We start from the raw sequence: 21,506 nt of genomic DNA, 5'->3' as shown, positions 1-21,506 counted from the left end.
GTCGCCTCGGTTGGCCGTTGACTCTGGCCGCGCTTCCCCCAACGTTGTATGTCCGGATGAGACCGGAACGGCTGGCGGTCAGGAGATCCTCCCGGGGGTCGTCCGGTCCGCCGTTTCGTCGTTGCAGCAGGAGACCTAAGCCATTCGTAGACCGATGAGAGCCATGCCGGCCCCGCAGAAGGACGGGCCGCGCGCCAACCGCGACATCCGCGGGGTGCGGGAAGTGCAGCTGATCGACGATACCGGGCAGAACCGCGGTGTCGTTCCCTTCTTCGACGCCCTCAACCTTGCCGAGGAAGTCGGCCTCGATCTCGTTGAGATCGCGCCGAACTCCGTGCCGCCCGTCTGCAAGCTGCTCGATTACGGGCGCTTCCGCTTCAACGAGCAGAAGAAGCAGAACGAGGCCCGCAAGCGGCAGAAGACGGTCGAGGTCAAGGAGATCAAGCTCCGCCCCGGCATCGACAAGCACGACTACGACACCAAGATGAAGTCGGTGCACCGCTTCTTCGAGGAAGGCGACAAGGTCAAGGTGACCCTTCGCTTCCGCGGTCGTGAGATGGCTCACCAGGATATCGGCCTGCGGCTCCTGGAGCGCGTGAAGAACGAGACGGCCGAGATCGCCAAGGTCGAGAGCGAGCCGATGCTCGAAGGCCGACAGATGATCATGATCCTCGCGCCGCGCTGATCGGCGTCCGCATCGAAACAGCACGCCGCCTCCTGATCGGGGCGGCGTTGTTGTTTCGCGCCGCTTCCGTGCAAGGCCGCGGGGGATTAAGGGCTGCGCATGGCCCTCGCTCCGGAAGAGATCGAACGCTACGCCCGCCACCTCGTGCTGGCCGAGATCGGCGGACCCGGCCAGGCTCGTCTCAGGGCGGCCCGGGTCCTCGTCATCGGGGCTGGGGGGCTCGGAGCGCCGCTGATCCAGTATCTGGCCGCTGCCGGGATCGGCACGATCGGCATCGTCGACGACGATACGGTCTCCCTATCCAATCTCCAGCGTCAGGTGATCCACGGCACGCCGGATCTCGGGCGGCCGAAGGTCGAGAGCGCCGCAGACGCCGTGACCCGCCTCAACCCACACGTGGCGGTGGTCCAGCACCCGTTTCGGATTACCCCGGACAACGCGGTCGACCTGATCTCCGGCTACGATCTCGTCGCGGACGGTTCCGACAACTTCGCCACGCGTTACGCCGTCTCCGACGCCTGCTTCCACGCGCGGCGTCCGCTGGTGACGGCGGCGCTCGGCCGGTTCGACGGAACGCTCACCACGATCCGGGCACACGAGACCGGCCCGGACGGAACGCCCAATCCGACCTATCGCTGCCTGTTCCCGAATCCGCCGCCGCCCGGCAGCGTGCCGGCCTGCGCGGAGGCGGGCGTCCTCGGGGCACTGGCCGGCGTCATGGGTTCGCTGATGGCCATGGAGGTGATCCGCGCGGTGGCGGCCTTCGGCGACCCCCTCGTCGGGCGCCTCCTGATGATCGATGCTCGCGCCATGCGGTTCGAGACGCTGAGTTACGCCTGGGACCCGGACAACCCCCTCAGCGGCACGGGATCCTCAGCCGAATAGCGGCCCCGGGGGCATCCACGGTCCATCGGCCTCCGCCTTGCCGAGGCAGCATTTCTTGAACTTCTTGCCCGAACCGCAGGGGCAGGGATCGTTGCGCCCCACGTCTTTGAACGGATTGCGCTGCGGCTCGCCCGCCCCTTCGACGGTCCAATCGAGCGCTTCGACCGGGTCGTCGAGATAGCCATACTGGTAGGGGCCGAGCCGGTCCCGATCGTCCGGCCTGGTTTCCGCCTTGCGCAGAGCCTCCTTGAACCATGCGTCGTCGCTGATCTCGTCGGTGATGCGCCCGTCGGCCCGAGCCGCGGTTGCCCGGGGCGCGAGGTCCCGCAAGCCGAGATGCGCGATCGTCTCCTCCCAGGCGATCCAGGCCGGCGCCTCCTCCACAGCGGCCTTCGCGTCATCGAAACGGACCAGCAGGTCGTGCATCGCGGCGCGGTCGATCCGGCCCTCGAGGGTCAGGAAGGTGCAGGCGGAGAGCAGCGCCATGCGGACGTAGTCGTCGACCGTGCTGTCGAGGATCAGCCGGAAGAGCGGCGCGGGATCGCCGTCGAACAGGCTCGCCAGGACCTTGGCCAGGGTCGCCGTGACGGCATCGCCGAGCACGGCGTCGAGGCTTTCCTCATCCTGACGAAGCAGGCGCAGGAGCGGCGCGAGGGCGCGCGTGTCCCGGGCATGCGCCATGACGTGCAGGCCCCAGAAGAGGAGGTTGGTCTCCTCCGGGCTCAGCTCGCGCTGGCCGGCCGCCGCTTCGAGCAGCGGCAGGGTCGCTTCGGCGATGGCGGCCGGATGCAGCAGGGCCTCGCGCAAAGCCGCGGTCGGCCGGTACTCGGCCGCCGCGAGGTCCGCGATGAGCAGGGCGATCCGGTCCATGCGGGGCTCCTCAGGCCCGAAGCGTCGCACCCGTCCGGCGCGAAACCTCGGTGACGATCTTGGTGCTCACCGCCTCGATCTCGGCATCGGTCAGCGTGCGCTCCACCGGCTGAAGCCGGACCGCGATCGCCACCGACTTCGAGCCTTCCGGCACGCCCGGCCCCTCGTAGAGGTCGAACACCTCGACGCCGGTGACGAGCTTGCGCTCCGCCCCCTGGGCGGCCTTCACGATGTCGCCGGCCGGCACGTCGCGGCCGACCACGAAGGCGAAGTCGCGGGACAGCGGCTGGAACTCCGAGAGCGCGAGCGCCGGCTTGGCCTTGGTCGGCTTGGACTTGGGCAGGGGCAGGGCATCGAGCACGATCTCGAAGGCGACGAGGGTGCCTTTGAGGTCGAGGGCCTGCAGGGTTCGCGGGTGCACCTCGCCGAACCAGCCGATCTCGGTCTTCGGTCCGAAGCGCAGGGTACCCGAGCGGCCCGGATGCAGCCAGGACGGACCGCCTGCCGTGACCTGAAGGCCGCCGGTCGGCACACCGAGGCTGCCCAGCAGAGCGAGGGCGTCGGCCTTGGCGTCGAACGCGTCGACCGTCCCGGTCGAGCCGTCCCAGTGCCGCCCGGCGCCCGCGAGGGTCGCGCTGCCGCGGCGCACGGCGGCCGCCCGGATGCTCTGACCCTCAGGCTCGTCCGAGGCGAAACACTGGCCGACCTCGAACAAGGCCGCATCCGGATAGCCGCGGTCCGCATTGCGCTGCGCGGCCCGCAGGAGACCCGGCAGGAGGCTCGGGCGCATGTCCGACAGTTCCGACGCGATGGGGTTCGCCAGGACCAGATCCGCGCCGCCGCCGCCGAACAGCTCGGCATCCGCGTGCGGGACGAAGGACCACGTCACCGCTTCCATCAGCCCGCGGCTCGCCAGGGCGCGCTTCGCGGTGCGGGTGCGCTTCTGCATCGCCGTCAGCAGCGGCCGGCCAATCCCGGCGAGCCGCGGCAGGGGCTTCGGCTCGACCCGGTCGAGCCCGGCGATGCGGACTATCTCCTCGACGAGGTCGGCCTTGCCCTCCACGTCGGGCCGCCACGACGGGGTGAGGACTTTCACCCGGTCGCCGGTGCCGGAGACGTGGAAGCCCAGCGTCTCCAAGATCACCTTCATCTCGACACGCGGAAGCTCGAGACCGGCGAGGCGGCGGACCTCGGTCCAGGGGAAGTCGATGATCCGCTCGGATTCCGGCGGCTCGCCGGCGATCAGCGCCTGGCTCGGCATGCCGCCGCAGAGATCCATCACCAAGCGGGTCGCCAGATCGAGGCCGGGCAGGGTGAAGGCCGGATCGACACCGCGCTCGAACCGGTAGCGCGCATCGGTGATGATGCCGAGGCGCCGCCCCGACTGCGCGATGTTGGCGGGATCCCACAGGGCCGATTCGATCAGCACATCCGTGGTGCCGGCGTCGCAGCCGGATGCCTCGCCGCCTATGATGCCGGCGATGGATTCCACGCCGGCCGCATCGGCGATCACCACGGTGTCGTCGGTGAGCGTATGTGTGCGGCCGTCGAGCGCCACGAGGCTCTCGCCCGCCCGCGCACGCCGCACGACGAGGCTGCCCGACACCTTGGCAGCATCGAACACGTGCAGCGGGCGCCCGCGGTCGAAGGTGACGTAGTTGGTGATGTCGACCAGCGCGTTGATCGGGCGCAGGCCAATGGCACGCAGCCGGGCCTGCATCCAGGCGGGCGACGGGCCGTTCTTCACGCCGCGCACCAGCCGCAGGGCGAAGAGCGGGCAGAGATTCCGGTCCGCCGGCTCGAAGGCCAGCTCAACCCCGACGGGGCAGGGGCCTTCGCCGCGCACGCCCGGCAGGGTCTCGCGCTTCAGGGACCCGATGCCGGCGGCGGCGAGGTCGCGGGCGATGCCGTGGACCGAGGTGCAGTCCGGCCGGTTCGGCGTCAGGTTGATCTCGATGACCGGATCGTCGAGCCCGGCGTAGAGCGCGTAGGCCTGGCCAATCGGCGCATCGATGGGGAGCTCCATGATACCGTCATGGTCGTCCCCGAGGCCGAGTTCCGCGCCCGAGCACAGCATGCCCCGGCTCTCGACGCCCCGGATCGTGCCGACCGATAGGGTGATGTTCTTGCCCGGCACATAGGTGCCCGGCGGCGCGAAGACCGAGACGAGTCCGGCCCGGGCATTCGGGGCACCACAGACCACCTGCACCGGCGCGCCGACGCCCGTGTCCACGGTGCAGACCCGGAGGCGGTCGGCATTGGGGTGCTGCTCGGCCGTCAGAATCTTGGCGATCACGTAGGGCTTGAGCGCGGCGGCCTTGTCCTCGACGCCCTCCACCTCAAGGCCGATCCGCGTCAGCGTCTCGGCGATGGTGTCGAGGGAGGCCTCGGTGTCGAGGTGATCCTTGAGCCAGGAGAGGGTAAATTTCATGATGGACCTTCGAGAGCCGCGCGTCGGCTCGACCGTCGGATGAACAGGATCGCAGGGCCTCCTCCGCAGCCGGACGACTGCGGTGGAGGCCGACGCGGCTCAGCCCGTGAGGCCGCCCACGAGGCTCGGCACGTCGAGCAGGCGGAAGCCGTAATGGTCGAGCCAGCGCACATCCGCCTCGAAGAAGGGCCGCAGGTCCGGCATGCCGTATTTGAGCATGGCAATGCGGTCGATGCCGACTCCGAAGGCGAAGCCCTGCACGGCGTCCGGGTCGAGGCCGCAGTTGCGCAGCACGTTCGGGTGCACCATCCCGCAGCCGAGAATTTCGAGCCAGTCGTCGCCCTCGCCGAAGCGGATCTCGCCGCCCTTGCGCGAGCACTGGATGTCCACCTCCGCGGAGGGCTCGGTGAAGGGGAAGAAGGACGGACGGAAGCGCATCTTCACGCCCTCCACCTCGAAGAACGCCTTGCAGAACTCCTCCAGCACCCATTTCAGGTTGGCGATGTTGGCGGTCTTGTCGATCACCAGCCCCTCGACCTGATGGAACATCGGCGTGTGGGTCTGGTCGGAATCGTGCCGGTAAGTCCGGCCCGGGATGATGACCCGGATCGGCGGCTCTTGCGCCCGCATCGTCCGCACCTGCACGGGCGAGGTGTGCGTGCGCAGCACCTTGCGCTTGCCGTCCCTGTCGGGCGCCAGGAAGAAGGTGTCGTGCATCTCGCGGGCCGGATGGCCGGGCGGGAAGTTGAGGGCGGTGAAGTTCAGCTCGTCCGTCTCGATATCCGGTCCCTCGGCGACCGCGAAGCCCATATCGGCGAAGATCGCGGTGATCTCGTCGATGACCTGGGAGATCGGGTGGATGCGGCCGCGGACCTCCGGCGCCTCGCGGATCGGCAGCGTCACGTCGACCCGCTCGGAGGCTAGGCGGGCCTCCAGGGCGGCTTCGGCCAGGGCAGACTTGCGCGCCGTGACGGCGCCCTGGACCCGGTCGCGCAGGCCGTTGATCAGTGGTCCCCGCTCCTTGCGCTCCTCGGGCGTCATGGAGCCCAAGGTCTTCAGCAGGTCCGAGACGCTGCCCTTCTTGCCGAGCGCGGCGACGCGGACCGCGTCGAGGGCCGCCTCGTCGGACGCCGCGCTCACCTGGGCCAGGAGGTCGCGTTCGAGGGTGTCGAGATCGGTCATCGCTGTCTTCGGGCAGGGTTGGCGGAGTCGGCCGTCGCGGCGTGCTCTCGCGCGTTGTGCGCCCGCACGCAAGCGCGGGGCGCGGGACCTCGTAAACGACGAAGGCGCGGCTCCCAGGGGAGCCGCGCCTTCCGTCCGTCTCGCCTCGGGCCTGGATCAGGCAGCCTTGGCGGTGTTCTGCGGCAGCGCGGCCTTCGCCTTCTCGACAACGGCGGCGAAGCTCGCCGGCTCGTGGATCGCCAGCTCCGACAGCGCCTTGCGGTCTACGACGATGCCGGACTTGGCGAGACCGTCGATGAAGCGCGAATAGGTCAGGCCGTGCTCGCGGACCGCCGCGTTGAGGCGCTGGATCCAGAGGGCGCGGAACGTGCGCTTCTTGTTCTTGCGGTCGCGGTAGGCGTACTGCAGACCCTTTTCCACCGCCTGCTTGGCGATGCGGATCGTATTCTTGCGCCGGCCGTAATAGCCCTTGGCGGCCTTCAGAACTTTCTTGTGCTTCGCGTGACTGGTCACGCCGCGCTTGACGCGGGCCATCGGTTATCTCCTGGATTCGACGAAAGACAGTGGCAACGGGTGTCGAAAAACTTACCGCGCGTTCGGCAGGAAGTACTTCTTCACGTTGGCGGCATCGCCCTCGAACAGGGTCGTGGTGCCGCGCAGGTTGCGGATCTGCTTGGTCGTCCGCTTGATCATCCCGTGGCGCTTGCCGGCCTGGGCGTACATCACCTTGCCGGTGCCGGTGATCTTGAAGCGCTTCTTGGCGCCCGATTTCGTCTTCAGCTTGGGCATTTGGCTCTCCGTTGCACGAAACTCCGTCAGGCCGTCCCACGAGGGTCGGAGGAGAATCGCGCGCTGATGCTTCTGGTGGAGCAGCACGAGCCGCCACGGCAGCCCTATCGGCCGGGCGGTTCGACGCGGGCCGGCTTATGACAGAAAGCCGACGCGACGGCAACGCCTTCGCGGTCGAACCCGTTAGGTCCGGGTGGACGCCACCGCAAAGCCGGGCCGGGTGATTCGGAGGAATTCGGGGACAGATTGCGCGCCGCACAAAACGGTCGGCGACAGCCGGAGCCGCCAGGAACCATAACCTTGGCCGTCCGTTTCATTCATGTCCCGCTCAGGCCGGCAGGGTTAGACCCCCCGTCAAATTCGGCCAACCAGGAGACACTTCGTGCGCATTGCCCAGATTGCTCCGTTGTCGGAGGCCGTTCCTCCGAAGTTCTACGGTGGCACCGAGCGCGTCGTCAGCTGGATCACAGAAGAACTGGTCCGCCAGGGCCATGATGTGACCCTGTTCGCCAGCGGCGACTCTCAGACCTCCGCGAAGCTCGCGGCCTGCACGCCCGAGGGCCTGCGCCTGCTCGGCTACCGGGATCACACCGCCAGCCATCTGGCGATGCTGCATCAGGTGCATCGCCGCGCTCACGAGTTCGATATCCTGCACTTCCACATCGATCTCCTTCAGTACCCGATGTTCGAGGATCTGAACCACAAGTGCATCACCACGATGCATGGCCGCCTCGACGTGCCGGACTTCATGCCGGTCTACCGCACCTTCACGGGCATGCCGCTGGTCTCGATCTCCGACAACCAGCGCCTGCCGATGCCGCCGACATCCAATTGGCTGGCGACGATCCATCACGGCCTTCCGGCCGAGAACTGCCCCTACTATCCGGAGGCCAAGGGCGGCTATCTCGCCTTCCTCGGCCGGATCTCGCCGGAGAAGCGCCCGGATCGCGCCATCGAGATGGCGATCCGCTCCGGCACGCCGCTCAAGATCGCCGCGAAGGTCGATAAGGCCGACCAGGATTACTGGGATGAGGTCATCGAGCCGATGATCCACCACCCGCTGGTCGAGTACATCGGCGAGATCAACGAGGAGCAGAAGAAGGACTTCCTCGGCAACGCCCTGGCGCTCGCCTTCCCGATCGACTGGCCGGAGCCCTTCGGCCTCGTGATGATCGAGGCGATGTCGGCCGGCACGCCGGTGATCGCGTTCCGCAACGGCTCCGTGCCGGAGGTGATCAAGGACGGCGTCGGCGGCGTGCTCTGCGAGTCCATGGACGAGGCCGTGGCCGCGGTCGCCAAGGTGAAGGCCATGAGCCGCGCCGGTGTGCGCCGGCACTTCGAGAGCGCCTTCACTGCCGAGTGCATGGTCAAGAAGTACGTCGCCGCCTACGAGGAACTGCTTGCCCGCAGCGCCGACGTGATCAAGCTGCCGAAGTCGGGCTTCAAGGCGCAGTACGGCGAGGTGAACGGCTCGGCGCGGCCGGCGATCCAGGTCGCCGCCATGCCGGCCTGAGGTCGGCACGGTCTGAAATACGGCACCGGGCTTGCGAGGCAGGCCCGGACGGGCCTAGCGTCTTAAAGGCGACTCATCCGTGAGTGAACAGGGGCCGCCGCATCAGAGGTGATGCGGCGGCCTTCTCGATTCGCACCTCATACACGCACCCGGAGATGCCCTGCATGGCGGCGGACTACACGGCAGCGGCCCACGATGCGACCGCCCGGACCCAGGCGAGCGCCAGAACCGTGGCGCACGGTTTTCAGGACGCGGACGATGTGCTCCCGCCCTATCATATCGAGGCGCAGACCTCCCTAGTGGAGCGGCCCCTGCGCTCGCTGAAATTCGGCGAGGCCTTCGGCGTCCTCGATTCCTACGGCGATATCGGCGTTCAGCCCGGTCCGGAGGGCCTCTACTTCCAGGATACGCGCTACCTCTCGCGCCTCGAACTGACCGTGGAGGGCCAGCGTCCTCTCATGCTCTCGTCCGTCATGCAGGACGACAACGGCGCGCTCAGCGTCGACATGACGACGCCCGACATCCGCCTCGATGCCCACGACGAGACCTCGATCCCCCGTGAGACGATCGCGATCGAGCGCACCAAATTCCTGTTCCGCGGTGCCTGCTACGACCGGATTGGGCTGCGCTCCTTCGATTCGAAGCACCGACGCCTGCGCATCGCCATCACCTTCGACGCCGATTTCCGAGATCTGTTCGAGGTGCGCGGCACCGACCGCGAGCAGCGCGGCAAGCGCGGCATCTTGGTGGCAAGCGACCGTGAGGTTCAGTTCCGCTATGTCGGTCTCGACGAGATCGTGCGGACGACGGCGCTGCATTTCGGCCCGAAGCCGGATCTGCTCGAGCCCGGTCGCGTGGCCTTCGACGTGTCCCTGCCGCCGGGGGGACGCGCCTCGCTTTTCATCCGCGTGACCTTCGAGGCGCACCGCGCTTTCACCAAGCCGCCCACGGAATCTCTGGTCGGGGAGGATGCGGCGGCCAAGCTGACACTCGCGGCCAATGCCGGCGGCGCGCGGCGCGAGCCGAAGGGCCTCGACGAGGGAACGATCTTTGCCCGCGCCTACCGCGACTCGCGCCGCGACCTCCGAACGCTGACGGCGGGCATCACCACGATCATCTCGTCGAACGACCAGTTCAACGAGGGTCTGTGCCGCGCCACCGCGGACCTCTACATGCTGGCGAGCCGCACCCCGGAGGGTATCTACCCCTTCGCCGGAATCCCCTGGTACTCCACGGTGTTCGGCCGCGACGGCATCATCACGGCGATGATGGCGCTCTGGATCGACCCGAAATTCGCGCGCGGCGTTCTGCGCTATCTTGCGTCGACGCAGGCCAAGGCCGTCGATCCGGCCGCCGACGCGCAGCCCGGCAAGGTTCTCCACGAGACACGCCGCGGCGAGATGGCGATGCTGGGCGAGGTGCCGTTCCGCCACTATTACGGCACGATCGACGGCACGCCACTATTCGTGATGCTGGCCTGGGAATACTACGCGGTCACCGGTGACCTGGAGACCGTCCGGGCAATCTGGCCGGCGCTGGAACTCGGTCTCGAGTGGATGGACCGGTACGGCGACCGCGACGGTGATGGCTTCGTCGAGTACGCCCGTGACACCGATAAGGGTTTGGAGAACCAGGGCTGGAAGGACAGTCACGATTCGATCTTCCACGCCGACGGCCATCTGGCCAAGGGGCCGATCGCCCTGTGCGAGGTGCAGGGCTACGTCTACGCCGCCAAGAACGGCATGGCCAAGCTCGCGGCCCTGCTGGGGCATGACCCGATGGCCGAGCGCCTGACCCAAGAGGCGGCGACCCTGCGCGAGCGGTTCGACGCGGCCTTCTGGAACGAGGAGATCGGAACCTACGCGCTGGCTCTCGACGGGGCCAAGAAGCAATGCGCGGTGCGCTCCTCGAATGCGGGGCATGCTCTGTTCACCGGCATCGCCAAGCCGGAGCGTGCGGCGCGGGTCGCCGAGACGCTCCTGTGCAATGATGGGTTCAACGGCTGGGGCGTGCGCACGATCGCCAAGGGTGAGGCGCGCTACAATCCGATGTCCTACCATAACGGCTCGATCTGGCCGCACGACAACGCGCTGATCGCGATGGGCCTGGCCCGCTACGACCGCAAGCACGAGGCCGCGCGCATCTTCCAGGGGATGTTCGACACCTCGCTCTACCAGGACCAGAAGCGGCTGCCGGAGCTGTTCTGCGGCTTCATGCGTCGGCGCCAGCGCGGGCCCGTGTCGTATCCCGTGGCGTGCAGCCCGCAGGCCTGGGCGGCGGCGGCGCCCTTCGCCTTCCTCGCCGCCTGCCTGGGCCTTGAACTGGACCACGACCGTAACCGTGTCCGGCTCAAGAACCCGATCCTGCCGGGCTTCCTGGACGGCGTGACGCTGTACAATGTCAAGCTCGGCTCCTCGCGCCTGGACATCCGGTTCCAGCGCTACGACGACGACGTCACCGTGTCGGTGCAGCGCCGCCACGGCGACGTGCAGGTCGTGGTCACCAAGTAGGGGCTGCACGAGGCGGCCCGCTTTGGGTTAAGCGGGCCGCGCGGCGCTTCCTGCCGCCGAGGGAGCGCATGATGTCGGCAGACCACTCCACCCCGGGCACGCCGCTGGAACTCGCGCAGGCCCTGATCCGCTGCCCCTCGGTGACGCCGGAGGATCGGGGCGCCCTCGACGTGGTGGCCGCCGCGCTCGCGCCGGCCGGCTTCTCGATCGAGCGGCCGGTCTTCTCGGAGCCGGGCTTTCCCGACACCCCGAACCTCTACGCGCGGATCGGGCGGGGCGGTCCCTGCCTGGTCTTCGCAGGCCATACCGACGTGGTGCCGGCCGGCGCTGGTGAATGGCGACACGGCGCCTTCGACGGCGTGGTGTCCGACGGAATGCTCTACGGCCGCGGCGCCGCCGACATGAAAGGCGGCATCGCCTGCATGCTGGCCGCGACGCTGGCCTTCCTGGCGCGCCGCGGGACTGACTTTCCCGGCTCCATCGCCTTCCTGATCACGGGCGACGAAGAAGGGCCGGCCGTCAACGGAACGGTCAAGCTCCTCGATTGGGCACGGGCCCGGGGCGAGCGCTTCGACCATTGCCTGCTCGGCGAGCCGACCAACCCGAGCCGCCTCGGCGAGATGATCAAGATCGGGCGACGCGGCTCGCTGACGGGCAAGCTGACGGTGCTCGGTCGGCAGGGGCACGTCGCCTACCCCCACAAGGCCGAGAATCCGATCCCGGGCCTGCTGCGGCTGGCCTCTGCGTTGATCGCCGATCCCCTCGATGGCGGCACCGCGCATTTCGACGCTTCGAACCTCGAATTCACCACCATCGACGTAGGCAACCCCGCCACCAACGTGATCCCGGCCACGGCCCGGGCAACGTTCAACGTGCGCTTTAACGACGACTGGAGCGCCGAGAGCCTGGGCGCCGAGATCCGCAAGCGGCTGGAGGAGGCCGCCGGCAACGCCGTGCGGTTCACCCTCGACCTGCAGCCGTCGAATGCGCCGGCCTTCCTCACGCGGCCGGACGCCTTCGTGGATCTGGTCTCCGCGGCGATCCGGGCCGAGACCGGGCTCACGCCCGCGCTCTCGACCACGGGCGGCACCTCGGATGCCCGCTTCATCAAGGATGCCTGCCCGGTGATCGAGTTCGGTCTCGTGGGCGAGACCATGCACCAGGTGGACGAGTGCGTGGCGGTCGCCGATCTTGACCGGCTGACCGCGATCTACGAGCGGGTGCTCGACGCCTATTTCTCAGGCTCGTAGTCGACCCCCACGAAGGTCAGCCCAGCGGCGGGTGCCAGAGGCCCGCACCGGCGCTTCTCGCCCGACGCCAGGATCTCGGCCACGTCGCCGGCAGTGAGGCGCCCGCAGCCGGCGAGCATCAGCGTGCCGACCATCGCCCGCACCTGATGGTGCAGGAACGACCGGGCCGACGTCGCCACCACGATCTCCTCGTGAAGCGCCATGGGGGCGCGGGTGACGTCGAGCTGCTCCAGGGTCCGGACCGGGCTGTTGGCCTGGCATTCCGCGGCCCGGAAGGCCGAGAAATCGTGCCGCCCCACGAGGCGCTGGGCGGCGGCATGCATCCGGTCGGGGTTGAGTGGCCACGGCACGTGCCAGACGTGGGCGCGAGTCAGCGCCGCCGGGCTGCGCCGGTTGAGGATGCGGTATCGGTAGTGCCGGCGGATCGCCGAGTGGCGGGCATCGAAGCTCTCCGGCACCTGCTCGGCTGACAGGACAGAGATCGGCAGCGGCCGGAGATGAGCGTTGAGGGCATCGCGGACCGTATCGGTCCGCCACGCTTTGGCGAGATCGAGATGCGCGACTTGGTGGATCGCGTGGACACCCGCGTCCGTCCGACCGGCGCAGGTCAGCCGGACCTGCTCACCGGAGAAGCGCAGCACCGCCTCTTCGAGGGCTGCCTGGATCGTCGGATCCTCGGCCTGGCGCTGCCATCCGCAGAAAGGCGCACCGTCGTACTCGATGACGAGCTTGTAGCGGGGCATCAGCCGAAACGGGCGCCGGGCGCCACGCGCGCGCCGCGGATGAACTCGGCCCCGGTCGCACTTCCGCCTTTGCCCGCCCGGCGCAGCTCCAGCAGCCGCACGGCACCCTCGCCGCACGCGATCGTGCCGACCGCGTCGAGGATTACCCCCGCACCACCCGAGCCCTCGCCGATCACGGCCCGCAGCACCTTCACGCGTTCCGGACCCTTGCCGAGATCCACCTCGAAGAAGGCGCCGGGGAAGGGTGACAGGCCGTTGATGTGGTTGACGACCTGCGCGGCCGGGCGCGACCAGTCGATCCGCGCCTCGTCGTTGCTGATCTTGTGCGCGTAAACCACGCCGTCCTCCGGCTGCGGCGCGAAGGTCAGCGCACCCTGGCCCAGCAGAATGAGTGCGCGCGCCATCAGGTCGGCGCCGAGCGGCATCAGCGCATCGTGCAACTCGCCGGCGGTCATGCCGGGCGCGATAGGGATCCGCGCTTCCAGGGCGACCGGGCCGGTGTCGAGCCCGGCCTCCATGCGCATCACGCCCACGCCGCTCTCTGCATCGCCTGCCATCACGGCACGCTGGATCGGCGCCGCCCCGCGCCATCGGGGCAGCAGGGACCCGTGGAGGTTGAGGCAGCCGTGCTTGGGCGCATCGAGGATCGCTTGCGGCAGCAGCATCCCGTAGGCCACCACCACGGCGACGTCGGCCCGGTGCGCGGCGAAGATCTCGGCGGCTTCGGGGGTGCGCAGCGTCGAGGGTGTCAGCACCGGAACCCCGAGCGTGTCGGCCAGGGTATGAACGGGGGAGGGACGAAGGCTCATCCCGCGGCCTGCCTTCGCGGGCGCGCGGGTGTAGACGGCGGCAATGTCGTGGCCGTCCTGCGCGAGCCGCGCGAGCGTCGGCACCGCGAAATCCGGGGTGCCCATGAAGACGACGCGCATGGCCGGATCAGGCCGCGTCGCGCTTGGCTGCCTTGGCGAACTTCTTGATCACCCGGTCGCGCTTCAGCTTCGACAGATGGTCGATGAAGAGAACGCCGTTGAGATGGTCGATCTCGTGCTGGATGCAGGTGGCGAGGAGCCCATCGGCCTCGATCTCCTGCTCCTTGCCGTCGAGGTCGCGGAACTTCACGCGAACACGATCCGGCCGCTCGACCTCGCCGTAATACTCGGGAATCGACAGGCAGCCCTCGTCGTAGACCCGCTTCTCCTCCGACGACCAGACGATCTCGGGGTCGATGAACACGCGCGGCTCGCGGACGCCCTCTTCCTTCGAGGTGTCGATCGTCACGACGCGCTTCGGCACGCCGATCTGGATCGCCGCGAGGCCGACGCCCGGCGCGTCATACATCGTCTCGAACATGTCGTCGACGAGCGTGCGGATTTCGCCGGTGATCGGCCCAACCGGATCGGAGATGCGGCGCAGGACGGGATCGGGGAGGATGACGAGCGGGCGGATGGTCATGGCGTAAACCGGCAGGGAGAGCGCCGGGGACGTGTCCGGGCTTTCCGTCGAATAGGGTGCGGCCGGGAACCGGTCAAATACCGACCCCGGGTTTCAGAAGGCCGTGCGGCTGCGGATCGCTGCCGTGAGCGTGCCCTCGTCGAGATAGTCGAGCTCGCCGCCCACCGGGACGCCGTGGGCGAGGCGCGTCACCTTCACGTCGCAGTGCCGGATCGACTCCGTGACGTAATGTGCCGTGGTCTGGCCGTCGACCGTCGCGTTGAGTGCCAGGATGACCTCCCTCACCTCGGGGCGGGCGACGCGCTCCACGAGGCTGGCGAGGTTCAGATGCTCCGGCCGCACGCCGTCCAGGGCCGAGAGTACGCCACCGAGCACGTGGTAGCGCGCCTTGACGGCGCCCGAGCGCTCCAGCGCCCAGAGGTCCGACACGTCCTCCACCACCACCAGCGTCGACGGATCGCGCTCGGCGTCCCGGCAGATCGTGCAGGGATCGGACGTATCGACGTTGCCGCAGCTCGTGCACACGATGATGCGCTCGGCCGCGACCCGCATCGCATCGGCGAGCGGACCGAGGAGCGTGTCGCGCTTTTTAATGAGCTGGAGCGCGGCGCGCCGCGCCGAGCGCGGTCCGAGGCCTGGCATGCGGGCCAGAAGCTGAATCAGGCGCTCGATCTCGGGGCCGGCGACGGCTTGGGGCATCGTGCCTCTTGGGCGAGGAAAGGGCGGTGGATCCGGCAGGGCATAGCCGCCGCCGGGCGGCGCGCAAGGGTTCATGTGCGCCCGCGTGGTATATGGGTATTCCAGAGCCGGTTCGCCCGTCCCGCCATGCAGCGCGACGAGCGAATCTGCTTACAGACCCGGGTTCCTGAGTCCACGACTGTCGTCTAACCTGTTTGTACACGTTGCGGGCTCCCGACAGAGCCCATAATGACAGCGAAGCTTCGCCGCCTACTCAGCGGAGAGACGGGAAGCGACCGGGGAACGGAGATCCTGCGTGCGGCGGTCCTGTACGACCGCACGGACGTCCCCCGGCTAATCCCGGACGATGGGTTCGTCCGGTCAGTGGCGTCGACGGTCGAACAGGGGCCCGGGAGATACGCACTTGACCAACATCGGTGATCACAACGCGGCCCACGGCGCCGAGGCTGCCGGATTCCGCGACTTCAAAAAGGTCCACTGGAATTTCGAGGCTCCGCGCCTCTACGAGGAGGCTCTGAGCCGCAAGGAGGGCCAGCTCGCCCGCGGCGGCGCCCTCGTGGCGACGACGGGCAACCATACCGGCCGCTCCCCCAAGGACAAGTTCGTGGTCCGCGACGCCGCCACCGAGAACGAGGTCTGGTGGGACAACAACGGCGCGATCACGCCCGAGCAGTTCGAGACTCTGCGCCAGGACTTCCTGAAGCATGCCGAGGGCAAGGAGCTGTTCGCCCAGGACCTCTACGGCGGGGCCGACGCGGCCTACCGGGTCAAGGCACGGGTCTTCACCGAGCTCGCCTGGCACTCGCTGTTCATCCGCAACCTGCTGATCCGGCCCGACCGCTCCGAGCTCGCGTCCTACGTGCCGGACATGACGATCATCGATCTGCCGAGCTTCCAGGCGGATCCCGCCCGGCACGGCTGCCGGTCCAAGACCGTGATCGCCATCGACTTCTCGAAGAAGCTCGTCCTGATCGGCGGCTCCGCCTACGCGGGCGAGATGAAGAAATCGGTCTTCACTTATCTCAACTACATCCTGCCGGGTAAAGGCGTGATGCCAATGCACTGCTCGGCCAACGCGGCGCTCAATGCCGAGGGCGGCTCGGCGATCTTCTTCGGCCTGTCGGGCACCGGCAAGACGACGCTCTCCAACGATTCCTCGCGCCAGCTGCTGGGCGACGACGAGCACGGCTGGTCCAACGAGGGCATCTTCAACTTCGAGGGCGGCTGCTACGCCAAGACCATCCGCCTCTCGCGCAATGCTGAGCCCGAGATCTACGCCACCACCGAGCGCTTCGGCACGGTGATGGAGAACGTGGTGATCGACCCGGTGACCCGCGTGCCGGATTTTGACGACGCCTCGCTCACCGAGAACACCCGCTGCGCCTACCCGCTGGACTTCATCGCCAACGCCAGCGCCACCGGCCGGGCCGGGCATCCGAAGAACATCGTGATGCTGACCTGCGACGCCTTCGGGGTAATGCCGCCGATCGCCAAGCTCACCGGCGCCGAAGCGATGTACCACTTCCTCTCGGGCTACACCGCCAAAGTAGCCGGAACCGAGCGGGGCCTGACCGGTCCGGAGGCGACCTTCTCCACCTGCTTCGGCGCGCCGTTCATGCCGCGGCACCCGAGCATCTACGGCAATCTGCTGCGCGACCTGATTGCCAAACACAGCGTCGATTGCTGGCTCGTCAACACCGGCTGGACCGGCGGGGGCGTCGGCACCGGCCGGCGCATGCCGATCCGCGTGACCCGGCGCCTGCTGAGCGCGGCGCTCGATGGCTCGCTGGCCCAGGCCGAGTTCCGCCGGGACCCGTATTTCGGTTTCGCGGTGCCCGTCTCGGTGCCGGGCGTCGAGCCGCATATCCTGACCCCGGTGAAGACCTGGGCCAACAAGGGCGCCTTCGTGGAGACGGCCGCGCGGCTCGTGAAGATGTTCGACGACAACTTCAAGCGGTTCGAGGCTCACGTGGACGCCGACGTGCGCGCCGCCGGGCCGACCGCACAGGCGATCGCGGCCTGATAATCGCGACGGGCGGCCCCGGAGGCCGCCCGGACGCACCGCGGTACGAGAACCGGGGCGGCGGCAATCCTAGAACGGCAGCTTCATGCCGGGCGGCAGGGGCAGACCCTTGGTCAGCTCGCCCATGCGCTCCTGCATGGTCGCCTCGGCCTTGCCGCGGGCGTCGTTGCAGGCCGCCACGATCAAGTCCTCCAGGATCTCGCGCTCGTCGGCGACCATCAGCGACGGGTCGATGGCGATCGCCTTCATCTGCCCCTTGGCCGACATGGTGACCCGCACCGAGCCGCCGCCCGAGGCGCCGGTCACCTCGATCTGATCCATCTCGGTCTGCAGGTTGGCCATCTTCTCCTGCATGGCCTGAGCCTGCTTCATGATGCCCATCAGGTCGCGCATGGGGCTCTCTTCCTCGTTTCGTCGTCGGGATCTGATCTGGGTATGGCGCCAGCGCTGCGCCATGAGTTTCCGGAGCGGCGGCCTAGAGATCGTCGTCCTCGGCCTCGTCGGCGCGCCCTGACTCGCCGTCCCCGGGGATCTCCTGTGCCGCGGTGGGCAGAGGCTCGGCGGCGGTCTCGCGCACGTCGACGATCTCGGCGCCGGGGAAACGCGTCAGCACCTCGCGCACGAACGGGTCGGAAGCCGCGTTCTCACGGCGTGTCTCGGTGGCGGCTCGGGCGGCGGCGTCGAGGGTCGGAGCGCCCTCTTCCTTCGACAGGGCGACGGACCAGCGCCGGCCCGTCCAGCGTTCGATGGCCGCGGCGAGGTCATTGGCGAGGCTCGGCCGTCCGCCGGCGGCGAGACGGAACTCGATCCGGCCCTCCTCGAAACGCACGAGATGGACGTCGCGCTCCAGGGCGGTCCTCAGGAGGATGTCGCGGTTGGCATCCGCCAGCGCGATCAGGTCCTCGAACCGGCCGAGCCGCGGTGAGGGCGGAGCTGCGGGAGCCGGGCGCGCGGCGGCCGCCATCGCGACAGGGGCCGAGACGGGCACCGGCTCCGCCGTGGCCGTCCGAGGTGCGGTGGCGAGTGCAGCCGAGCCTCCGCCCCGCAGGTCGGGGATCGGGGGCAGGGGCGGGCGTCCGGACGCGACCGGCGGGTCGCCCGAAGGCGCGGAGGCCGCCTCGGCCTTCAGCTGGCGCAGCGCCTCGTCGGGGGTCGGCAGGTCGGCGGCATAGGCGAGGCGCACGATCGCCATCTCGGCCGCCGCCAGGGGCCGGGGGGCAGCCTGGACCTCGGGGATCGCCTTGAGCAGGATCTGCCACGCCCGCGACAGAGCGCGAATGGAGAGCTTCTCGGCGAAGGCGCCGCCGCGGACGCGCTCGGTCTCGCTGAGTGTCGGATCGGCGGCGGTCTCCGGCACGATCTTGAGCCGCGTCACAAGATGCGTGAAGGCCGCGAGGTCGGAGAGCACCACCGAGGGGTCTGCCCCCGAATCGTACTGCGCCCGCAACTCCGCGAAGGCGGCCGGCACCGATCCGCGCATCACCGCTTCGAACAGGTCGAGGATGCGGGCCCGGTCGGCGAGCCCCAGCATGTCGCGCACGTTCTGCGCGGTGACCGACCCGGCGCCGTGCGCGATCGCCTGGTCGAGGAGCGAGAGCGCGTCGCGCACCGAGCCCTCGGCCGCGCGCACGATGGCGCCCAGAGCCTCGTCTTCCGCCTCGACCTTCTCGGCCGCGCAGACCTTCGCCAGGTGGGCGTGCAGGGTGGGCGCCTCGACCCGGCGCAGGTCGAACCGCTGGCACCGGGACAGGATCGTCACCGGGACCTTGCGGATCTCCGTGGTGGCGAACACGAACTTCGCGTGAGGGGGCGGCTCCTCCAGCGTCTTCAGGAAGGCGTTGAACGCCTTCTCGGACAGCATGTGGACCTCGTCGACGATGTAGACCTTGTAGCGCGCCGAGACCGGCCCGTAGCGGATGCCGTCGATGATCGCCCGCACGTCGTCGATGCCGGTATGCGAGGCGGCATCCATCTCCAGCACGTCCATGTGCCGGGATTCCATGATCGCCGCGCAGTGCAGGCCGAGTTCCGGCATCGACACGGTCGGGCCGGTATCGGGCATGCCGGCGCGGGCGTAGTTGAGGCCGCGGGCGAGGATGCGGGCGGTGGTGGTCTTGCCGACCCCGCGGACGCCGGTCAGCATCCAGGCCTGGGGGATGCGGTTGGCCGCGAACCCGTTGGCCAGGGTGCGCACCATGGCGTCCTGGCCGATCAGGTCGCCGAAATTGGTGGGGCGGTATTTCCGCGCGAGCACCCGGTAGGGCGTCGCCGCGGCGGCGGGCGCTGGAAACCCGGGCAGGCCCGGCTCGTCGTCAGGCGTGCCGGTCGTAGCGTCCATGCCGTGTCTGGGTCTGGCTGCCGCGCGCCGTGGAATGAGGTGGGAGGCTGGACGAAGACCCGCTCGGGCTCGTTAGGGCTGCTTCCTTCCGGACCTGACCCGGTTGGCGAGTGAAACGTCCCTCGCCAACCCCCCGTCGGCTATATGGCTGGGGCTCGCCCCGAACGCAAGCGCCGCCTACTCGGCCTTGCGCTTGACGATGGCCATCGTCTTCGGATCGAGCTTGAGATCGAACTGCTTGCCGCTCGCGTCAACCGCGTCGTCGACCTCGATCATCCCGTCATCGAGTTCGATCTCCTTCCACTTGGCAAAGCCTTCCTGCTTGAGCATGGCTTCGACCTTGGCCTGCTGATCGGGCGGCAGCTTCTCGTCGGCCCGGGCGGCGGCGCCGAGACCGGCCACGAGGGCAAGGGCGAGGAGTGGAGGGGCGAGGCGCATGGCTTTCTCCGTTCCGTTGCGTGTTGCCGGCTTTGAACAGGAATGCGGGACCGGAGTTCCGTCCCGGTGCCGATCCTCTTGAGCGCCCTACGATTCTCCCGCACATCTACGCCGCCCGGTCTGTGGCGGCGAGGATTCTTCACCTATGGTCACCCGCGTCACCACCGTGGCCTTCGAGGGCATCGAGGCGCGGGCGGTCGACGTTCAGGTGCAGATCGTCCCGGGCTCGGTGGTCTTCACCATCGTCGGCCTGCCCGACAAGGCGGTGGCCGAGTCCCGGGAGCGGGTACGCGGTGCCCTGATCGCCTCCGGCCTGGCGCTGCCGGCCAAGCGGATTACCGTCAACCTCGCGCCGGCGGATCTGCCCAAGGAGGGCTCGCATTACGACCTGCCGATCGCGCTCGGCGTCATGGCGGCGATTGGCGCGATCCCGGCCGACGCGCTCTCCGGTTACTGCGTGCTCGGGGAGCTGGCGCTCGACGGCAGCATCACGGCGGTCAACGGCGTGCTGCCGGCCGCCATCGCGGCGGCCGCCCGCGGGCTCGGACTGATCTGCCCGGCATCCACAGGCCCGGAGGCGGCCTGGGCTGGCGGCGATCTCGACGTGCTCGCCCCGCGCTCGCTGATCCAGCTCGCCAACCACTTCAAGGGCAGCCAGGTGATGGCGCGGCCGGAGCCTTCCGTCGCGGGCCTCGCGGGTCCGTTGCCGGACCTCGCCGATATCAAGGGCCAGGAGGGCGCCAAGCGTGCGCTCGAGATCGCCGCGGCTGGCGGGCACAATCTGCTGATGAACGGGCCGCCGGGCTCGGGCAAGTCGATGCTCGCCGCACGGCTCCCGTCGATCCTGCCCCCGCTCGGGCCCCGCGAGCTCCTCGACATCTCCATGATCCAGTCGGTGGCGGGCGAATTGAAGGACGGCGCGCTCTCGAACCGCCGCCCTTTCCGGCAGCCGCACCATTCCGCCTCCATGGCAGCCCTGGTCGGCGGCGGCCTCGGCGCGCGTCCGGGCGAGGTCTCGCTGGCCCATGGCGGCGTGCTGTTCCTGGACGAGCTGCCGGAATTCGCCCCGCAGGTCCTCGACAGCCTGCGCCAGCCTATGGAGACGGGGGAGGTGATGATCGCCCGGGCCAATCACCGGGTGACGTATCCGGCCCGATTCCAGCTCGTGGCGGCCATGAACCCCTGTCGTTGCGGGCAGGGTCTGGAGCCGGGCTACGCCTGTCGGCGCGGCCCGAACGAGCGCTGCATGGCGCAGTACCAGGCGCGGGTCTCCGGCCCGCTGCTCGACCGGATCGACCTGCGTATCGAGGTCCCGGCGGTGACGGCGGCCGATTTGATCCTGCCGCCGCCCGCGGAAGGTTCGCGCCAGGCGGCCGCCCGGGTGGCGGCGGCCCGTGGACTCCAGAACGCGCGCTATGCCGGGCATGGCCTGCCGGCCTCCATCACCAACGCGACCTGCCCGGCGAACCTGATAGAGGAAGTTGCGAGCCCGGACGCGGACGGGACGGCGCTGATCCGACAGGCGGCCGAGACCATGCGGTTGTCCGCCCGCGGCTTCCACCGGACGCTCCGCGTGGCCCGGACCCTCGCCGACCTCGACGGCGAAGCGCAGGTGCGCCGGCTGCATCTGGCCGAGGCGCTCTCCTATCGCGGACGCGGCGACAGCACGGCGGCTGCCGCTTGAGCACCCGCGGAGCG

Annotated in this window: 19 protein-coding genes and 1 other RNA gene; 7 read left to right on the top strand and 13 right to left on the bottom strand. The window is 69.0% G+C overall.

What is annotated here, in order from left to right; translation table 11 throughout:
• Positions 1–163 precede the first annotated feature (163 nt).
• Both infC and ACYCO6_RS24595 read left to right on the top strand, forming a co-directional pair.
• A complete protein-coding gene (gene infC / locus ACYCO6_RS24600; protein WP_459764200.1) occupies positions 164–685 on the top strand; it encodes a translation initiation factor IF-3 in 522 nt (173 codons plus the stop codon).
• Between the two features lie 99 nt (positions 686–784).
• Positions 785–1,570 (top strand): HesA/MoeB/ThiF family protein, encoded by a 786-nt coding sequence (locus tag ACYCO6_RS24595; protein ID WP_459764198.1) that lies wholly within the window; start codon positions 785–787, stop codon positions 1,568–1,570.
• Here ACYCO6_RS24595 and ACYCO6_RS24590 read toward each other — a convergent pair.
• From ACYCO6_RS24590 to rpmI, 5 genes are all read right to left on the bottom strand, one after another.
• Complete coding sequence (locus ACYCO6_RS24590) at positions 1,559–2,440, bottom strand: DUF1186 domain-containing protein (RefSeq protein ID WP_459764196.1); 882 nt, start codon at positions 2,438–2,440, stop codon at positions 1,559–1,561. The two genes, ACYCO6_RS24595 and ACYCO6_RS24590, sit on opposite strands and share 12 nt — an antisense overlap.
• A gap of 10 nt (positions 2,441–2,450) precedes the next feature.
• A complete protein-coding gene (gene pheT, locus ACYCO6_RS24585; protein WP_459764194.1) occupies positions 2,451–4,871 on the bottom strand; it encodes a phenylalanine--tRNA ligase subunit beta in 2,421 nt (806 codons plus the stop codon).
• Between the two features lie 99 nt (positions 4,872–4,970).
• On the bottom strand, positions 4,971–6,053 hold the full coding sequence (pheS, locus tag ACYCO6_RS24580) for a phenylalanine--tRNA ligase subunit alpha (protein WP_459764192.1): 1,083 nt from the start codon (positions 6,051–6,053) through the stop codon (positions 4,971–4,973).
• A gap of 156 nt (positions 6,054–6,209) precedes the next feature.
• Positions 6,210–6,587, bottom strand: coding sequence for a 50S ribosomal protein L20 (gene rplT / locus ACYCO6_RS24575; RefSeq protein ID WP_010682315.1), 378 nt, complete (start codon positions 6,585–6,587; stop codon positions 6,210–6,212).
• Between the two features lie 51 nt (positions 6,588–6,638).
• On the bottom strand, positions 6,639–6,842 hold the full coding sequence (rpmI, locus tag ACYCO6_RS24570; protein WP_007561407.1) for a 50S ribosomal protein L35: 204 nt from the start codon (positions 6,840–6,842) through the stop codon (positions 6,639–6,641).
• Between the two features lie 382 nt (positions 6,843–7,224).
• On the opposite strand from rpmI, the gene ACYCO6_RS24565 reads away from it, so the two are divergent.
• The 3 genes from ACYCO6_RS24565 to dapE all read left to right on the top strand — a co-directional run bounded on the left by ACYCO6_RS24565 (position 7,225) and on the right by dapE (position 12,115).
• Complete coding sequence (locus tag ACYCO6_RS24565) at positions 7,225–8,355, top strand: glycosyltransferase family 4 protein (RefSeq protein WP_459764189.1); 1,131 nt, start codon at positions 7,225–7,227, stop codon at positions 8,353–8,355.
• A gap of 164 nt (positions 8,356–8,519) precedes the next feature.
• Positions 8,520–10,865, top strand: a complete 2,346-nt coding sequence (locus tag ACYCO6_RS24560) for an amylo-alpha-1,6-glucosidase (protein ID WP_459764187.1) — start codon at positions 8,520–8,522, stop codon at positions 10,863–10,865.
• A 71-nt stretch (positions 10,866–10,936) separates the two neighbouring features.
• Positions 10,937–12,115: a succinyl-diaminopimelate desuccinylase gene (gene dapE, locus ACYCO6_RS24555; protein WP_459773711.1), complete on the top strand. Its 1,179-nt coding sequence runs from the start codon at positions 10,937–10,939 to the stop codon at positions 12,113–12,115.
• On the opposite strand, the gene truA is transcribed toward dapE, so the two are convergent.
• From truA to recR, 4 genes are all read right to left on the bottom strand, one after another.
• Complete coding sequence (truA, locus tag ACYCO6_RS24550) at positions 12,097–12,858, bottom strand: tRNA pseudouridine(38-40) synthase TruA (RefSeq protein ID WP_459764185.1); 762 nt, start codon at positions 12,856–12,858, stop codon at positions 12,097–12,099. The two genes, dapE and truA, sit on opposite strands and share 19 nt — an antisense overlap.
• Complete coding sequence (gene fmt, locus ACYCO6_RS24545) at positions 12,858–13,787, bottom strand: methionyl-tRNA formyltransferase (protein WP_459764182.1); 930 nt, start codon at positions 13,785–13,787, stop codon at positions 12,858–12,860. Before fmt ends, truA begins: the two co-directional genes overlap by 1 nt.
• Positions 13,788–13,794: 7 nt before the next feature.
• Positions 13,795–14,310, bottom strand: a complete 516-nt coding sequence (locus ACYCO6_RS24540; RefSeq protein ID WP_459764180.1) for a peptide deformylase — start codon at positions 14,308–14,310, stop codon at positions 13,795–13,797.
• A 93-nt stretch (positions 14,311–14,403) separates the two neighbouring features.
• On the bottom strand, positions 14,404–15,009 hold the full coding sequence (recR, locus tag ACYCO6_RS24535; protein WP_459764178.1) for a recombination mediator RecR: 606 nt from the start codon (positions 15,007–15,009) through the stop codon (positions 14,404–14,406).
• Positions 15,010–15,412: 403 nt separating this feature from the next.
• Here recR and ACYCO6_RS24530 point away from each other — a divergent pair, with 403 nt between their 5' ends.
• Positions 15,413–17,032 (top strand): phosphoenolpyruvate carboxykinase, encoded by a 1,620-nt coding sequence (locus tag ACYCO6_RS24530; protein ID WP_459764176.1) that lies wholly within the window; start codon positions 15,413–15,415, stop codon positions 17,030–17,032.
• A gap of 69 nt (positions 17,033–17,101) precedes the next feature.
• On the opposite strand, the gene ACYCO6_RS24525 is transcribed toward ACYCO6_RS24530, so the two are convergent.
• The 4 genes from ACYCO6_RS24525 to ACYCO6_RS24510 form a co-directional block, all read right to left on the bottom strand.
• A complete protein-coding gene (locus tag ACYCO6_RS24525; RefSeq protein WP_459764174.1) occupies positions 17,102–17,425 on the bottom strand; it encodes a YbaB/EbfC family nucleoid-associated protein in 324 nt (107 codons plus the stop codon).
• Between the two features lie 82 nt (positions 17,426–17,507).
• Entirely contained in the window at positions 17,508–19,370 is a 1,863-nt protein-coding gene (locus ACYCO6_RS24520; RefSeq protein WP_459764172.1) for a DNA polymerase III subunit gamma/tau, read from the bottom strand.
• A 37-nt stretch (positions 19,371–19,407) separates the two neighbouring features.
• Positions 19,408–19,505: signal recognition particle sRNA small type (gene ffs / locus ACYCO6_RS24515), an RNA gene on the bottom strand.
• Between the two features lie 42 nt (positions 19,506–19,547).
• A complete protein-coding gene (locus tag ACYCO6_RS24510) occupies positions 19,548–19,808 on the bottom strand; it encodes a PepSY domain-containing protein (RefSeq protein WP_459764170.1) in 261 nt (86 codons plus the stop codon).
• A 145-nt stretch (positions 19,809–19,953) separates the two neighbouring features.
• Between ACYCO6_RS24510 and ACYCO6_RS24505 the strand changes: the two genes are divergently transcribed.
• A complete protein-coding gene (locus ACYCO6_RS24505) occupies positions 19,954–21,492 on the top strand; it encodes a YifB family Mg chelatase-like AAA ATPase (protein ID WP_459764168.1) in 1,539 nt (512 codons plus the stop codon).
• The last annotated feature ends 14 nt before the right edge of the window (positions 21,493–21,506 follow it).

This window comes from Methylobacterium sp. CM6257 (genome assembly GCF_054611515.1).
This window is presented reverse-complemented; position numbering and strand designations above follow the sequence as displayed.

Excerpts from the sequence above, each read along its gene's own strand:
- pheT (WP_459764194.1), bottom strand. The coding sequence starts at position 4,871 with ATGAAATTTACCCTCTCCTGGCTCAAGGATCACCTCGACACCGAGGCC.
- fmt (WP_459764182.1), bottom strand. The coding sequence starts at position 13,787 with ATGCGCGTCGTCTTCATGGGCACCCCGGATTTCGCGGTGCCGACGCTC.
- recR (WP_459764178.1), bottom strand. The coding sequence starts at position 15,009 with ATGCCCCAAGCCGTCGCCGGCCCCGAGATCGAGCGCCTGATTCAGCTT.
- ACYCO6_RS24510 (WP_459764170.1), bottom strand. The coding sequence starts at position 19,808 with ATGCGCCTCGCCCCTCCACTCCTCGCCCTTGCCCTCGTGGCCGGTCTC.
- infC (WP_459764200.1), top strand. The coding sequence starts at position 164 with ATGCCGGCCCCGCAGAAGGACGGGCCGCGCGCCAACCGCGACATCCGC.
- truA (WP_459764185.1), bottom strand. The coding sequence starts at position 12,858 with ATGCCCCGCTACAAGCTCGTCATCGAGTACGACGGTGCGCCTTTCTGC.
- rpmI (WP_007561407.1), bottom strand. The coding sequence starts at position 6,842 with ATGCCCAAGCTGAAGACGAAATCGGGCGCCAAGAAGCGCTTCAAGATC.
- dapE (WP_459773711.1), top strand. The coding sequence starts at position 10,937 with ATGTCGGCAGACCACTCCACCCCGGGCACGCCGCTGGAACTCGCGCAG.
- ACYCO6_RS24525 (WP_459764174.1), bottom strand. The coding sequence starts at position 17,425 with ATGCGCGACCTGATGGGCATCATGAAGCAGGCTCAGGCCATGCAGGAG.
- pheS (WP_459764192.1), bottom strand. The coding sequence starts at position 6,053 with ATGACCGATCTCGACACCCTCGAACGCGACCTCCTGGCCCAGGTGAGC.
- ACYCO6_RS24595 (WP_459764198.1), top strand. The coding sequence starts at position 785 with ATGGCCCTCGCTCCGGAAGAGATCGAACGCTACGCCCGCCACCTCGTG.
- ACYCO6_RS24540 (WP_459764180.1), bottom strand. The coding sequence starts at position 14,310 with ATGACCATCCGCCCGCTCGTCATCCTCCCCGATCCCGTCCTGCGCCGC.
- ACYCO6_RS24520 (WP_459764172.1), bottom strand. The coding sequence starts at position 19,370 with ATGGACGCTACGACCGGCACGCCTGACGACGAGCCGGGCCTGCCCGGG.
- rplT (WP_010682315.1), bottom strand. The coding sequence starts at position 6,587 with ATGGCCCGCGTCAAGCGCGGCGTGACCAGTCACGCGAAGCACAAGAAA.
- ACYCO6_RS24505 (WP_459764168.1), top strand. The coding sequence starts at position 19,954 with ATGGTCACCCGCGTCACCACCGTGGCCTTCGAGGGCATCGAGGCGCGG.
- ACYCO6_RS24560 (WP_459764187.1), top strand. The coding sequence starts at position 8,520 with ATGGCGGCGGACTACACGGCAGCGGCCCACGATGCGACCGCCCGGACC.
- ACYCO6_RS24590 (WP_459764196.1), bottom strand. The coding sequence starts at position 2,440 with ATGGACCGGATCGCCCTGCTCATCGCGGACCTCGCGGCGGCCGAGTAC.